The organism is Salipiger sp. ABF4_146 (assembly GCF_056161345.1).
Genome location: NZ_JBSWYX010000005.1, coordinates 32,992 through 45,884, shown reverse-complemented (window position 1 = coordinate 45,884; position 12,893 = coordinate 32,992). Strand labels below are relative to the sequence as shown.

Sequence of the window (12,893 nt, the reverse complement as noted above, 5' to 3'; positions counted from 1 at the left end):
GGTCATCTCCTACGTAAATCTTCTCCCCTCCCCCAAGGCGCTGGCCTCGGGAGGTCCCGGATTACTTCTCCAGGACGGGTTACCGTTGTCGGGGAACTTCGGGCCTATATAGTCTCGCGCAACTCAAGAGGAAAGAGAAAATGCGTGCCCTGCTGATCCTGCTCGCCTGTAGCGCCCTTGCCAGTCTTGCCGCCCCCCTCCGCGCCGACGGCGACCGGGCCGGGAGTTTCGACTACTACGTGCTGTCGCTGAGCTGGTCGCCGACATGGTGCGCGCTGGAGGGTGAGGCGCGCGACTCGCCGCAATGCGACCGCGATCTGGGCTGGGTGCTGCACGGGCTGTGGCCGCAGTATCATCGCGGCTATCCCAGCTATTGCGACACCTCGGCGCGCCCGCCGAGCCGAGCCGAGACCGCCGCCATGGCCGACATCATGGGCACCGGCGGTCTGGCATGGTACCAATGGAAGAAGCACGGTGTTTGCGCGGGTATGCCCGCGCAGGATTATTTCGCCCTCGCCCGCCGCGCCTTCGCCGCCGTCGAGCGTCCCGAGATTCTGCGGCGCCTCGAAGAGCCGGTCACCCTGCCCGCGCATGTCATTGAAGATGCCTTCCTCGAGGCCAACCCCGGCCTCGAGCCGGACATGCTGACCGTGACCTGTAAGGCCGGGCGCATCCAAGAAGCCCGGCTGTGCCTGTCGAAAGACCTCGATCCGGTGCCCTGCGGACAAGATGTTGTTAAGGATTGCAGCCTGACAGACGCGCTGCTCGACCCGGTGAGATAAACACGGCGGAGCCCCAAAAAGAACCAGAGGATGGGCGGAAAACTGCGATCAAATGCTTGCCAGCATACAGAAAACGGAAACGACCGTCAGAAAGGCCCACCCTCTGGCGCGGCCCATATATGCTTCCGCTCGGGGCCACGCCGTCAGTCAAATCGCCTGCGCGTTAAGAAATGGTTAACAAAAATCGGAGCCGTCCATTAACTGACTTAATTCTTCGGTTTCTCTGCGCACTGCGCGAAGAGACAGCATTCTGCGCTCAGTCGAAGCGGTAGCCGAAGCGCGCGATGTCCTCGGCGCAGCAGTCGGCGACGTGCTGCGCCATCTGCTCTGAATAGTAGCCTCGGTAATCGCGGCGGCGCGCAGACGCATTGTCCCACGGCACCTCAAGCGCAAACCCCAGATGCGCCTCGAAGGGGGGCAGGTCCTCGGCGAGATGCTCCAGCCGCAGCCACAGATCACTTCGGTCCGCTCCGGCGGCATCACGCAGGTAACGCTTGCTTGGCCACGCGCGCAGGCTGGCGCTGGTCTGCGGGTGCAGCAGGAACGCCGGGAAGTCGCAGTGCTTGGCCAGCGCCACCTGCGGATGGGAAAACCCCTGCTTGCGCAGCCAGTGGTAATAGCTGACCATCCGGTCCCACGGGTTGCGGACCAGCGTCACCCGGCGCATCGACGCGATCTCCTCGGGGGTGACGACACCGTCGATATCGGCGAGCGTGGCGTGCTTCCACAGCCGCCCGCGCGGCGTCAGCCCGCGCAGCCGGCCGCGCCGTTTCAGCGCCTTTGGCGTGTCACCGATCAGGATGTCGTCGCGATGCGCCCGCGCCTCCAGCGCCCGCGCCAGCGAGGTGCCCCCGGTCTTGGGGATATGCACGAAGATATAGCCACGCCCGCGTGAGATGATCATGCCGCGACCCTAGCCAGGCAAGCGGCGCAGGAACATCGCCAAGCCCGATCCTCGGCGCGTCTTTTTCGCCACCGTGGCCGACCAGCCTGCCCCTGCTGGGCGCAGCGCGCGTGCGGGCGATTGCTCCTGCGCAGGGAGCTTGCTAATCAGATGCCAGCCCGAGGCGAGACGCCCCGAGACGGAGCAGAGAAGACCCGAGTGAGACCGCCCCCGAGACCGCCCCACGCATGACCGCCCTCAAGGAGTACCAACGCCTCGAAGCCACCGCGCTTTGGCGTCCCGAGCCCGACGCTCAGCGGCGCGAGGTGATCCTGTCGATGGGTGACGCCACGCTGACCGTGTCGGATATTTCCGGACGGGCGCTGTCGCATTGGTCGATGGCGGCGGTGGTGCGGGCCAACAAGGGCCGCTCGCCCGCGCTCTACCATCCCGACGGCGATCCCGGTGAAACTCTGGAACTGGCCGAGGACGAGGCGACGATGATCGACGCCATCGACCGCGTGCTGCGCGATATCGAGCGGCGCCGCCCGAAGCCGGGCAAGCTGCGCCTGCGGCTGATCGGCGGGGTGGCGGTGCTGGTGCTGGCGGGCGCGCTGTTCTGGCTGCCGGGCGCCCTGCTCAACCACGCCGAGCGCGTGGTGCCGCGGGCCAAGCGTGTCGAGATCGGACAGGCGCTGCTGACCCAGATCACACGCGTTGCGGGCCGCCCCTGCACCACTCCCGACGCGGCGCGCCCGCTGCGCCATCTGGCGGCGCGGGTGCTGGGCGACAGCCGCCGCACCGATCTTGTGGTGCTGCCCGACGGCGTGCGCGACACCGCGCATCTGCCCGGCGGGCTGATCCTCGTCTCGGGCAGCCTGCTGGAAGGCTACGACGACCCGGATGTGGCGGCGGGCTATATCCTCGCCGAGTCGCTGCGCGCCAAACAGACCGACCCGCTTGGCGACCTGCTGGGCCACGCGGGCCTCTGGCCGAGCCTGCGACTTCTGACCACCGGCTCGATGCCGGAGGCGGCGCTGGAAAGCTACGCCGAGCACCTGCTCACCCGGCCGCATGATCCACTGCCGCAAGACGACCTGCTCGCCGCGTTTGCGCGGATCGAACTGCGCAGCTCGCCCTATGCCTATGCGCAGGACATCACCGGCGAGAGCGTGCTGTGGCTGGTCGAGGGCGATCCGCGCGCCAATGAGGGCAGCGCACAGGTGGTCAGCGATGCCGACTGGGTGCGGCTGCAAGGCATCTGCGGCGGCTGACCGCGCAGGCCGCCTCCCGGGCAGGCGTTTTTGGGGGCGCTGCCCCCACCCGCTGACGCGGGCTCCCCCGGCGTATTTTTGAAGAGAAGAAGCGGTGGCGGTCAGCGCAGGGTCGCGGAGCGGTAGCCCGTGGCATGAACCTCGGCCAGCGCGCGGCTGGCCGCGCGGGCATCGCTGTAGGGGCCGACGCGCAGGCGGCGCATCTGGTCCGAACCGCGCTTGAGCATCTGCACAGGCAGACCGGCTGCCTGCAGGCGACGAGTTGCCTCGGCGGCCTTGGCACCGGTGGTGAAGGCCCCGATCTCGACAAACCGCGGCGCGGCGGCGGGCGCCGAGGCGCTGTCGGAGGCCGCCGCGGTGACCGTCGTGCTGCGCACCCGCGGGCCTTGTGCGACCACGAGATCCGGATCGCCCTCGAAGCGCACGCGGGGGGCGACCGGCGCCGTGCGGGTCCCGGCGGTCGAGGCGCGCGGCACCGATTGCGTCCAGACGCGCTGGCTATCGTAGTAACCGGCGACCGTTTGCAGCCCGCGATGCGGGTTGAGCCGGTCATCCTCCCACGCCGGGCGGTAGCCTGCGGGCAGGATCGTACGCTCGGCCGGGCCTTCCTCGTAGAGATGGCGCGGCAGGATGCGGGTGCTGCCGGGCACCATCAGCTTGCCGTCCTGCCAACTGCCGGTGCCGCCGCGCTGGTTGTAGTAGACGTTCTTGCCGGACGTGGGCGCCTCGCCGCGACGCACCTCGGTGATGAAGGGCTCGGCCTGCGGTCCGCAGCGCACGCTGCGGCCGTTGCTGATGATCTCTCCCGAAAAGCCCTGCGGACAGGCACCGCTCGACAGCTTGCTGCCGGGGGCCACCGGCGCTGGGGCACGGCTTGGCGCCGGCACGGTGGCAACGACGCGCGGCGCCGGGGCCGCGGGCGGCTTCGAGGCCGGCGCCTTGACCACCGGGGCCGCGGCACTGGCGGGTTTCGAGGCGACCGTCGTCATCGGCCGTGCCGCCGTCTCACGCGTGCTCGGGGCACGGCGGGCCGGCGCCACGGCGGGCGCTGTCGCTGCTGCGGTCGAGGCAGGCTCGGCGGCGGGCGCAGGATCGGGGGCTGCTGCCGGTTCCGGCGCCTCGACCGTGCGGGTGGCGGTACGGGCGCTGGTGCCGAGGCTGGGCGCATAGCCGCAGACCGGATCGCCGGCCCGGCTGACGCGCGGCACCCAGATCACCGCGTCATCAAAGCCCGCGCGCACAAAGACACAGCCCTTGCTGTCGACATATTGCGCAGCCGCGTAACTGGCCGGCGGCACCTCCGCCGGCTCGCTGATCGTGTCGATCCGCTGCGCCAGCGCGGGCGCGGCGGACAGGGCGCCGACGGCAAGGATGGCGGGACCCGCCAGGCTATTGGCCAGGACTTTGAAACGCATGTCGTCCCCCGGGAAACTACCCCGCCAGCTTTGCATGAAGCCCGCAAAGCTGTAAAGCGTTGCGAGGGCTTATTTTGTGCCGAACATGCGGTCGCCCGCATCCCCTAGTCCCGGAACGATATAGCCCTTCTCGTTGAGCTTCTCGTCGAGCGCGGCGGTGATGATCGGCACATCCGGGTGCGCCTCTTCCATCCGCTTGACGCCTTCCGGCGAGGCCAGAAGGCACAGGAAGATCACGTTCTTGGCGCCTGCCTGCTTCAGCAGGTCAATCGCCGCGACCGAGGAATTGCCGGTGGCCAGCATCGGATCGACAGCGATCACAGTGCGGTCTTCAAGGTTCTTGGGGACCTTGAAGTAATACTGCACCGGCTCCAGCGTTTCCTCGTCGCGATAGAGCCCGACGAAGCCGACGCGCGCGGCGGGGATCAACTCGAGGATACCGTCCAGCAGCCCGTTGCCGGCGCGCAGGATCGACACCAGCGCCAGCTTCTTGCCCTCGATGGTGGGGGCCGCCATCTCGCACATCGGCGTTTCGATCTGCTTGGTGGTGACCGGCAGCTCGCGGGTGACCTCATAGGCCAGCAGCAGGGAAATCTCGCGCAGCAACTGCCGGAAGGACGCGGTGGAGGTGTCCTTCTCGCGCATCAACGTAAGTTTGTGCTGCACCAGCGGGTGATCGACAACGGTTAGGTGTTTCATGCGCTCTCCAGTCTCTTCAGCAGCGCCTCGCGCGTCTCGGCCGAACAGAAGGCCGCGTTGGCAGAGGTTTTGGCAATCTCGATGAAGTCCTCTTCCTCCCATCCGAAGGTGCGTGCAAGGTTTTCATACTCCTGCACCATCGTGGCATGGAAGAACGGCGGATCGTCGGTGGAAATGGTGACCTTGGCGCCGCGCGCGCGCAGCTGCTGGATCGGGTGCTGGCTAAGCGAGGGGTAGACGCCCAGCCGTACGTTCGAGCCGGGGCAGACCTCCAGCGTGATGCCCTTCTCGGCGATCAGGTCGACCAGCGCCGGATCCTCGATGGCGCGCACGCCGTGGCCGATGCGCTCGACGCGCAGATCCTCGATGGCATTGCGCACCTCGCGCGGCCCGCGCCATTCGCCGGCGTGGGTGGTCAGCCGCAGCCCGGCCTCACGCGCCATGTCAAAGCTATAGGCAAAGTCGCGCTGCTCGCCCTTGTTCTCGTCGCCGCCCATGCCGAAGCCGACGATCCACTCGCCCGCCGTCTCGGCAGCGCAGAGCGCGGAGCGCTTCGCCACCTCGGGGCCGAAGTGCCGCACGCAGGTGACGATGCCGCGCAGGGTGATACCCATATCGCGCTCGGCCGCCTGCGCCGCCTCCTGCATCGCGTGCAGGTACTCGCGCCATGCGCCGACATCCCCTCCGCCGCAGAAGTCCGGAGAGATGAAGGTCTCGGCGTAGATCACGCCGTTCTTCGCGCACTCCTCAAGCACCGCTGACGTCAGCCGGGCGTAATCCTCGGGCGATTTCAGCACCGAGGTCGCCGCCTCGTAGGTCTGCAGGAAATGCACGAAATCGCGGTACTCATAAGACCCATCCGGCGCGAACACTCCGTCGAGCCGCACGTTCTTCTCCTGCGCCAGACCGCGGATGAAGGCTGGCGGCGCGGCGCCCTCGATGTGCAGGTGAAGCTCGACCTTCGGCAGCCCCTTGATCCGGTGCAGGCTTTCCTCGTCGTGATCTCGTGGGTCTCTCAAAGGAAGCTCCTCCCGGGTCCTTGCGCGGGCACCTTCAGATGCGCCGCGATACTGGCTGCCACATCGGCAAAATCGATCAGCCCGATCTGCCCCGACTTGCGGCCATGTTCAAGCAGATGCGCCAGCACCGGCACCCGCTCGCGGGTGTGATCCGTTCCGACCCATGTGGGATCATTGCCATGATCGGCGGTGAGCAGCAGCAGATCGCCCGCGCGCAGGCGCGGCAGAAGCTTGCCAAGCTCGGCGTCGAACCATTCAAGCGCTCGGGCATAGCCCGCAACATCGCGCCGGTGGCCGTAGAGACTGTCGAACTCGACGAAATTTGCGAAGGTCAGAGAGCCCTCCGCTGCCTCATCCACAAGGTCCGACAGGTGCTGCATGAGCGTGGCATCGTCGCCCTTGCGCACCTCGTCGATACCCTGCATCGAGAAGATGTCGCCGATCTTGCCCACTGCGTAGACCCGACGCCCGGCGTCCTGCACCCAGTTGGTGAGGATCGGCTGCGGCGGGGTGATCGCATAGTCATGCCGGTTGGTGGTGCGCGTGTAGCTGCCGGGGTCGCCGACGAAAGGCCGTGCGATGACCCGGCCAACCTTCATGTCGTGCAGCGTGGGCGCGATCTTCTCGCAAAGCGACAGCAGCCGGTCTAGCCCGAAGCTCTGCTCATGCGCAGCGATCTGGAAGACGCTGTCGGCGGAGGTGTAGCAGATCGGCCAGCCGCTGCGCTGGTGCTCTGCGCCATAGTCCTCCAGCATCACCGTACCCGAGCCATGGCAGTTGGCCAGCGTGCCTTCGACCCCAGCGATCTCGCAGACCTCGTCCAGCAAGGCTTGCGGGAACACCGGCTGCTGCTCGGGGAAGTAGTGCCAGTCCCAAGGCACCGGCAGCCCCGCCAGTTCCCAGTGGCCCGAGGGCGTGTCCTTGCCCTTCGAGCTTTCGCTCGCCGCGCCCCAGAGGCCCGACGGCTCCGCCTCCAGCCCCGGCACAGAGTCGCCGCTGGCCAGCCGGACCGCCGCACCAAGCCCCAGCGCATCCAGCACCGGCAGGCGCAGCGGCCCGCTGCGCCCCTCCTCGGCCCGGCCTTCGGCGCAGGCCTGCGCGATATGCGCCAGCGTGTTGGCCCCGGTGTCGGGCTGCCTCGCGTTGAAATAGCCTGCAGCATCCGGCGCGCCGCCGATGCCAACCGAGTCCATCACCACCAGAAATGCCCGCATCAGGCGATCCTTTCGCGTATCAGCGGCGTCTTTTCCGGTGCATCACCGATGCGGATGGCGGCGCTCACCGCCGCCGCCACCGCGTCCGCCGCCTCACGGCTGGCCGCGTGCACCCGCGCCATCGGCTGCCCCGGCTCAAGCCACGTACCAAGCCGCACCACGTTCGACAGACCCACCGCGGGATCAACTCGGTCGGTCTCGACCTCGCGCCCGCCGCCAAGCTGCACAACGGCAAGCCCAAGCGCTTCGCCATCCATTGCCGCCACATGGCCCGCCTCGCGCGCGGGCACCTCCAGCACCACCGGTGCCTCGGGCAAAATCTCCCGCCAACGCTCGGTGAAATCCGCCGGCCCGCCAAGACCCTGCACCATGCGGCCAAATCGCTCCGCCGCCGCGCCATTGCTGATGGTCTCGCGCAGCCGATCCGCGCCCCCCTCGATGCCGGCGCTGGCCAGAAGTTCAGCCCCCAGCGCCACCGACAGGTCCAGCAGTGGCCCCGCCGCGCCCTCGGTCAGCACCTGCATGACGCAGCGCACCTCCAGCGCGTTGCCAAGCGCATCTGCGAGCGGCTGGTCCATATCGGTGATCAGCGCCGAGGTCGGGCAGCCCGCGGCATTGGCCGTCCCGACCAGCGAGCGTGCGAGCGCCCGCGCCTCCTCCATGGTCTTCATGAAAGCCCCCGATCCGACCTTGACGTCAAGCACCAGCCCCTCGAGCCCCGCCGCCAGCTTCTTCGACAGGATCGAGGCGGTGATCAGATCAAGGCTCTCCACTGTGCCGCTGACGTCGCGGATGGCGTAGAGCCGCTTGTCCGCCGGCGCGATGCCCTCCGAGGCCGAGACGATGGCGCAGCCCGCGTCCTGCAACACCGCGCGCAGCCGGTCTTCGCTCGGCGCAGTGTCATAGCCGGGGATCGCCTCGAGCTTGTCGAGCGTGCCGCCGGTATGGCCCAGCCCGCGCCCCGAGATCATCGGCACATAGACCCCGCAGGCGGCCAGCATCGGCGCCAGAACGAGGCTGACGCAATCGCCCACCCCGCCGGTGGAATGCTTGTCGAGCACTGGCCCCGGCAGGTCCCAGTGCAGCACATGGCCGCTGTCGCGCATGGCCAGCGTCAGCGCCGCGCGCGCCTCCTCTGAAAGCCCCCGCAGGCACACCCCCATGGCGAAGGCCCCGGCCTGCGCATCGCTCACCGCGCCGCTGGCCAGACCTTCGGCGAACCAGCGCAGCCCCGCCTCCGAGGGCGCCTCGCCCCGGCGCAAGGCCGCGATGACACTCCGCGCATCCATCAGGTGCGGTCCATGTGCCCCGTGCCAAAGGCGCCGGGCAGCAGGTCCCCCACGGTGGTTTCCAGCGTCGCACCATCGGTGGTGGCCAGCGTCACCTTGGCATGGGTTTTGCCGAACTCGGCCAGCTTCTGCCGGCAGCCGCCGCAGGGCGGCAGCGGATGCTCGCAATCGGCGATGACATAGGCCTCGACGATCTCGGTCTCACCGGCGGCGACCATGGCCGCGATGGCGCCCGCCTCGGCGCAGGTGCCTTCCGGGTAGGCGACATTCTCGACGTTGCAGCCGGCGTAGATTTTCCCCGACGGCGCCAGCATCGCCGCCCCCACCTTGAATTTCGAATAGGGAACATAGGCGTTTTCACGCACCGCGCGGGCGGCTTTCTCCAGCGACATATCGCACCTCTTGTGGTCTTTCGCCGCGCATGTTGCGGGCCACCCCGTGCGAATGCAATCCCCGTGCGCGCCCCGCCCTTCGTCTAGAGAAAAATATCCCACGGGGGTCCGGGGGTGTGAAACGCCCGGTGGCGCGACCTGCAGGTCAGGTCGATCCCTTCGGCAACGGCGTGCGGCCCTTGTTGTAATCGGACCAATCCTCGATCTGCGGGTACCACTGCCGCCGCCACGCCTTCACCTTGGGGTTCATCACCCGCCGCCACACCGGCGGCACCATCGCCGCCATGGTCATCACCGGGTAGCCGTAAGGCAGCTGCGGCGCCTCGCTCTCGGCGTAGGTCTGCAGCAGCGGGAACCGGCGGTCGGGCTTGTAGTGGTGGTCGGAATGGCGCTGCAGGTTGATCAGCAGCCAGTTGGTCGCCGTATGCGCCGAGTTCCACGAATGATGCGGTTTGACGTGCTCGTAGCGTCCGTTTCCGAGGTGCTCGCGGGTCAGCGCGTAGTGCTCGACATAGTTGGTCAGTTCCAGCTGCCAGATCGCCACGCCCGCCTGCACGACGAACAGCGCCAGCCCGCCCCAGCCGCCGAGCAGAAGCGCCAGCGCCAGCATCGCCGCCTGCAGCCCCAGATAGAGCCAGAACGGGTTGCGCCGGTGCCACCATGGCAGGCCACGCCGGGCCAGCATCTTGCGTTCGGCCCGGAAGGCCGAGACCGGGCATTCGCGCAACACCCGAGGGTAGTAGCGGTGAAACCCCTCGTTGTAGCGCGCGGTCACCGGATCGCGTGGCGTGCCGACCCAGACGTGATGCACCAGCAGGTGCTCCGAGCGGAAATGCGAGTAGAGCGCCATGGCCAGCAGCCAGTCCCCGAGCCGCCGCTCGAGCTTGTTGCGCTGGTGCAGAAGCTCATGCGCGTAGACGATCCCCACCGTGCCGGTCATCACGCCGGTGCCGAAGAAGACGCCGAACTTCTCCCAGCCCGTCAGACCGTCGTTGCCGCTGACGTACCAGATCAGCGCAAACAGGGTCATGAATTGCACCGGAGCCCAGAGCATGACGCCGGCGCGGTACCAGAAAAGCGCCCGCTCCTCGGTCTGCGGATCGGCGTTTTCGGTGTTGAGCCCCAGCGCCGCGTCCAGCGCCGAAAACAGGTACCATGTGGCCAAGGGCGGCAGCAGCACCCACAGCCCGCCGTTCAACGCCCCCACCCAGATGAGTACCGGCAGCAGGTAGACCAGCCAGAACGGCGCGGCGGCGGTCCAGCGCGAGAATTTGTCAGCAGAGATCATGCACTCGTCCCCAACGGCGGCACTCAACATCGCCTCTGGCTGGCGCACGGCGCGTGCTGAGGGCCTTGCGCTACAGCTTGTCCCGATCCGGCGGGCCCGGTCAATGCGACGCGACAGCCGATTGGCGCGCGACGTGGGCCGTGTGGCGTGGCCGCCCAGCCTTAGCCAGAGATCAGCGCAAAGGCCTTGCGCATCACCGTGGGCAGGTCCTTGGGGTCAAACACCTCGGCCTCGACAAAATCGCCCCGCTCGGGGGCGCGTTCCATCGGCACCAGCGCGGTCTTCACGGTCAGGCGCAGGTGGAAATGCGTGAAGGTATGGCGTGCCTCGGCGTTGAGCGTCTTCCACTCGGCGCGGATCGGCGGCGCATCTGCGGGCGCCTCCTCGGCCCAGTCAGAGCCCGGCCAGCCCAGCATGCCGCCCAAGAGCCCGCTGTCTGGGCGACGTTCCAGCAGCCACGCGCCGTCCACGCGCTTGACCAGATAGGCGATGCCGTGGCGCGTCGGCTTGCGTTTCTTCGGCGCCTTCTTTGGCAGCTCGGCTTGTGTGCCATGATCCCAAGCGGCGCAGGCGGTGCGCCACGGGCAGAGGCCGCAGGCGGGATTGCGCGGCGTGCAGATGGTGGCGCCCAGATCCATCACAGCCTGCGCGTAGTCGCCGGGCCGCTGCTGCGGCGTCAGCGCGGCGGCGTAGTCCGTCAGCACCGGCTTCGACTGCGGCAGCGGCATGTGTTCATCGTGCAGCCGCGCCATCACCCGCTCGACGTTGCCATCGACCACGGTCTCGGGCAGGTCGAAAGCGATCGCCGCCACCGCAGCAGCGGTATAGGGCCCCACCCCGGGCAGCGCGCGCAGCCCGTCCAGCGTCTGCGGAAACACGCCGCCATGCTCCTCGGTCACCACCCGCGCACACTTCAACAGGTTGCGGGCGCGGGCATAATATCCAAGCCCGGCCCATGCGGCCATCACCTCGGCGTCCTCGGCGGCGGCAAGGTCGGTGACGGTCGGCCAGCGCGAAGTGAATGTTTCGAAATAGCTTTTCACCGCCGCGACGGTGGTCTGCTGCAGCATGATCTCGGACATCCAGACCCGGTAAGGATCGGGCCGCACGCCTGCCGCATGCGCAGCGGGGCTCACCCGCCATGGCAGGTCGCGCGCGTGGCGGTCATACCAGGTGAGCAGATCCTCGGCCCGCGCGCTGTCACGCATGGCTGACATTCCCTTGATCATCGACGACAAAAGCGATTCCTTGCTGGCACGTGAATGCGGGGTCACTAGAATAGGTCCGCAGAGAGGGATTCAAGATGGCACGGCGCAACACCACCACATATGGCTTCGCCAAGACGTCGGGGCTGCTCAACGCGCAGATCCGCAAGGCCAGCGAGAGCCGTGGCTTTGCGCAGTCGCGCCTGCTGACCCATTGGGACGAGATCGTCGGTGCCGACGTGGCGGCCATGGCCCGCCCGGTCGAGGTCAGCTACGGGCGCCAGCAGGGGCTTGGCGCGACGCTGACGCTGCTGACCACGGGCGCGATGGCGCCGCTGCTTGAGATGCAAAAAGAGCAGCTGCGCGAAAAGGTCAACGCCGTCTACGGCTATAACGCCATCGCCCGCATCCGCATCACCCAGACCGCCAGCACCGGCTTCGCCGAGGGCCGCGTCGCCTTTGGCCACGCGCCAAAGGTTGAAAAGCCCGAACCCTCGCCCGAGATCAAGGCCGAGGCCCATCAGGTGGCCGGGGACATCCATGACGACGGGCTGCGGCAGGCGCTGGAGCGGCTGGCCGGCAACGTCATTTCGAAATCGCGGCGCTGACCGCCGCGGCAAGGCAACCACAAGAGGACCTTACATGACCCGCATTCTTCCCGTCGCCGCGCTTGCGACCGCCTTTGCCCTCGGTGGCGGCTGGCTGCTCGAAGCGCCCCGCGTGACGTCCACGGGGATCGCCCTGCCCGGCGGCGCCGCCGCACAGGAGGCCAGCAGCGAAGCCGGCTCCGAAGACGCGCCCGAGATCATCGAGATGGTGAAGGGCAATGCCGACGCACCGGTCGAGATCATCGAATACGCTTCCTTCACCTGCCCGCACTGCGCCCGCTTCTCCAACGAGGTGCTGCCGCAGATCGAAGAGAACTACATCGACACCGGCAAGGCCAAGCTGGTCTACCGCGACGTCTACTTCGACAAATACGGCATGTGGGCGGCGATGGTCGCGCGCTGCGGCGGCCCCGAAAAGTTCTTCGGCATCTCCGACATGATCTACGAAACGCAATCGTCCTGGGTGCAGGCGGGCTCGGATCAGGGCATCGCCGACGAGCTGCGCAAGATCGGCCTGATGGCCGGTATCGGCAAGGACAAGCTCGATGCGTGCATGAACGACGGCGCCAAGCTCCAGGCGCTGGTGGAATGGTATCAAGAGAACGCGACCCGCGACGACATCACCGCGACGCCCTCGTTCATCATCGACGGCCAGTCCTACTCGAACATGTCCTATGACGAGTTCGCCGAGGTGCTCGACGAGCACTACGAAGACGCCCAGTAAGCGCGATGACATGCAGGCTGCCTTTTGCAGCCACCATTCCGGGGCGTGCCATGCGGCGCGCCCCTTTGCATGTTATCCGTGTGCACATGCCCCTCCGCACA

General features: G+C 67.7%; 13 protein-coding genes. 4 read left to right on the top strand and 9 right to left on the bottom strand.

What is annotated here, in order from left to right:
* The first annotated feature begins 140 nt into the window (after window positions 1-140).
* Window positions 141-782 (top strand): ribonuclease T2 family protein, encoded by a 642-nt coding sequence (locus ACXAJT_RS08710; RefSeq protein ID WP_475234566.1) that lies wholly within the window; start codon window positions 141-143, stop codon window positions 780-782.
* A 256-nt stretch (window positions 783-1,038) separates the two neighbouring features.
* On the opposite strand, the gene ACXAJT_RS08705 is transcribed toward ACXAJT_RS08710, so the two are convergent.
* Entirely contained in the window at window positions 1,039-1,686 is a 648-nt protein-coding gene (locus ACXAJT_RS08705; protein WP_475234565.1) for a sulfotransferase family protein, read from the bottom strand.
* A gap of 227 nt (window positions 1,687-1,913) precedes the next feature.
* On the opposite strand from ACXAJT_RS08705, the gene ACXAJT_RS08700 reads away from it, so the two are divergent.
* A complete protein-coding gene (locus ACXAJT_RS08700; RefSeq protein ID WP_475234564.1) occupies window positions 1,914-2,939 on the top strand; it encodes a hypothetical protein in 1,026 nt (341 codons plus the stop codon).
* Between the two features lie 101 nt (window positions 2,940-3,040).
* On the opposite strand, the gene ACXAJT_RS08695 is transcribed toward ACXAJT_RS08700, so the two are convergent.
* From ACXAJT_RS08695 to mutY, 8 genes are all read right to left on the bottom strand, one after another.
* Window positions 3,041-4,354 (bottom strand): SPOR domain-containing protein, encoded by a 1,314-nt coding sequence (locus ACXAJT_RS08695; protein ID WP_475234562.1) that lies wholly within the window; start codon window positions 4,352-4,354, stop codon window positions 3,041-3,043.
* A gap of 69 nt (window positions 4,355-4,423) precedes the next feature.
* Window positions 4,424-5,053, bottom strand: a complete 630-nt coding sequence (gene upp / locus ACXAJT_RS08690) for a uracil phosphoribosyltransferase (protein ID WP_066108741.1) — start codon at window positions 5,051-5,053, stop codon at window positions 4,424-4,426.
* Complete coding sequence (locus ACXAJT_RS08685) at window positions 5,050-6,072, bottom strand: adenosine deaminase (RefSeq protein ID WP_475234560.1); 1,023 nt, start codon at window positions 6,070-6,072, stop codon at window positions 5,050-5,052. Before ACXAJT_RS08685 ends, upp begins: the two co-directional genes overlap by 4 nt.
* Entirely contained in the window at window positions 6,069-7,289 is a 1,221-nt protein-coding gene (locus ACXAJT_RS08680; protein ID WP_475234879.1) for a phosphopentomutase, read from the bottom strand. Before ACXAJT_RS08680 ends, ACXAJT_RS08685 begins: the two co-directional genes overlap by 4 nt.
* Window positions 7,286-8,575, bottom strand: a complete 1,290-nt coding sequence (locus ACXAJT_RS08675) for a thymidine phosphorylase (RefSeq protein WP_475234558.1) — start codon at window positions 8,573-8,575, stop codon at window positions 7,286-7,288. Before ACXAJT_RS08675 ends, ACXAJT_RS08680 begins: the two co-directional genes overlap by 4 nt.
* Window positions 8,575-8,967: a cytidine deaminase gene (locus ACXAJT_RS08670; RefSeq protein WP_475234557.1), complete on the bottom strand. Its 393-nt coding sequence runs from the start codon at window positions 8,965-8,967 to the stop codon at window positions 8,575-8,577. Before ACXAJT_RS08670 ends, ACXAJT_RS08675 begins: the two co-directional genes overlap by 1 nt.
* A gap of 145 nt (window positions 8,968-9,112) precedes the next feature.
* On the bottom strand, window positions 9,113-10,255 hold the full coding sequence (locus ACXAJT_RS08665) for an alkane 1-monooxygenase (protein ID WP_475234555.1): 1,143 nt from the start codon (window positions 10,253-10,255) through the stop codon (window positions 9,113-9,115).
* Between the two features lie 161 nt (window positions 10,256-10,416).
* Complete coding sequence (mutY, locus tag ACXAJT_RS08660) at window positions 10,417-11,463, bottom strand: A/G-specific adenine glycosylase (RefSeq protein WP_475234553.1); 1,047 nt, start codon at window positions 11,461-11,463, stop codon at window positions 10,417-10,419.
* A gap of 95 nt (window positions 11,464-11,558) precedes the next feature.
* Between mutY and ACXAJT_RS08655 the strand changes: the two genes are divergently transcribed.
* Together ACXAJT_RS08655 and ACXAJT_RS08650 are read left to right on the top strand one after the other, a co-directional pair.
* Entirely contained in the window at window positions 11,559-12,068 is a 510-nt protein-coding gene (locus tag ACXAJT_RS08655; RefSeq protein ID WP_475234552.1) for a DUF721 domain-containing protein, read from the top strand.
* A 34-nt stretch (window positions 12,069-12,102) separates the two neighbouring features.
* A complete protein-coding gene (locus tag ACXAJT_RS08650) occupies window positions 12,103-12,792 on the top strand; it encodes a DsbA family protein (protein ID WP_475234550.1) in 690 nt (229 codons plus the stop codon).
* Window positions 12,793-12,893 lie beyond the last annotated feature (101 nt).

What these genes read in the sequence shown, in the direction of transcription:
- ACXAJT_RS08705 (WP_475234565.1), bottom strand. Translation starts at nt 1,686, where the DNA reads ATGATCATCTCACGCGGGCGTGGCTATATCTTCGTGCATATCCCCAAG.
- ACXAJT_RS08700 (WP_475234564.1), top strand. Translation starts at nt 1,914, where the DNA reads ATGACCGCCCTCAAGGAGTACCAACGCCTCGAAGCCACCGCGCTTTGG.
- upp (WP_066108741.1), bottom strand. Translation starts at nt 5,053, where the DNA reads ATGAAACACCTAACCGTTGTCGATCACCCGCTGGTGCAGCACAAACTT.
- ACXAJT_RS08675 (WP_475234558.1), bottom strand. Translation starts at nt 8,575, where the DNA reads ATGGATGCGCGGAGTGTCATCGCGGCCTTGCGCCGGGGCGAGGCGCCC.
- ACXAJT_RS08670 (WP_475234557.1), bottom strand. Translation starts at nt 8,967, where the DNA reads ATGTCGCTGGAGAAAGCCGCCCGCGCGGTGCGTGAAAACGCCTATGTT.
- ACXAJT_RS08655 (WP_475234552.1), top strand. Translation starts at nt 11,559, where the DNA reads ATGGCACGGCGCAACACCACCACATATGGCTTCGCCAAGACGTCGGGG.
- ACXAJT_RS08650 (WP_475234550.1), top strand. Translation starts at nt 12,103, where the DNA reads ATGACCCGCATTCTTCCCGTCGCCGCGCTTGCGACCGCCTTTGCCCTC.
- ACXAJT_RS08665 (WP_475234555.1), bottom strand. Translation starts at nt 10,255, where the DNA reads ATGATCTCTGCTGACAAATTCTCGCGCTGGACCGCCGCCGCGCCGTTC.
- ACXAJT_RS08710 (WP_475234566.1), top strand. Translation starts at nt 141, where the DNA reads ATGCGTGCCCTGCTGATCCTGCTCGCCTGTAGCGCCCTTGCCAGTCTT.
- mutY (WP_475234553.1), bottom strand. Translation starts at nt 11,463, where the DNA reads ATGCGTGACAGCGCGCGGGCCGAGGATCTGCTCACCTGGTATGACCGC.
- ACXAJT_RS08695 (WP_475234562.1), bottom strand. Translation starts at nt 4,354, where the DNA reads ATGCGTTTCAAAGTCCTGGCCAATAGCCTGGCGGGTCCCGCCATCCTT.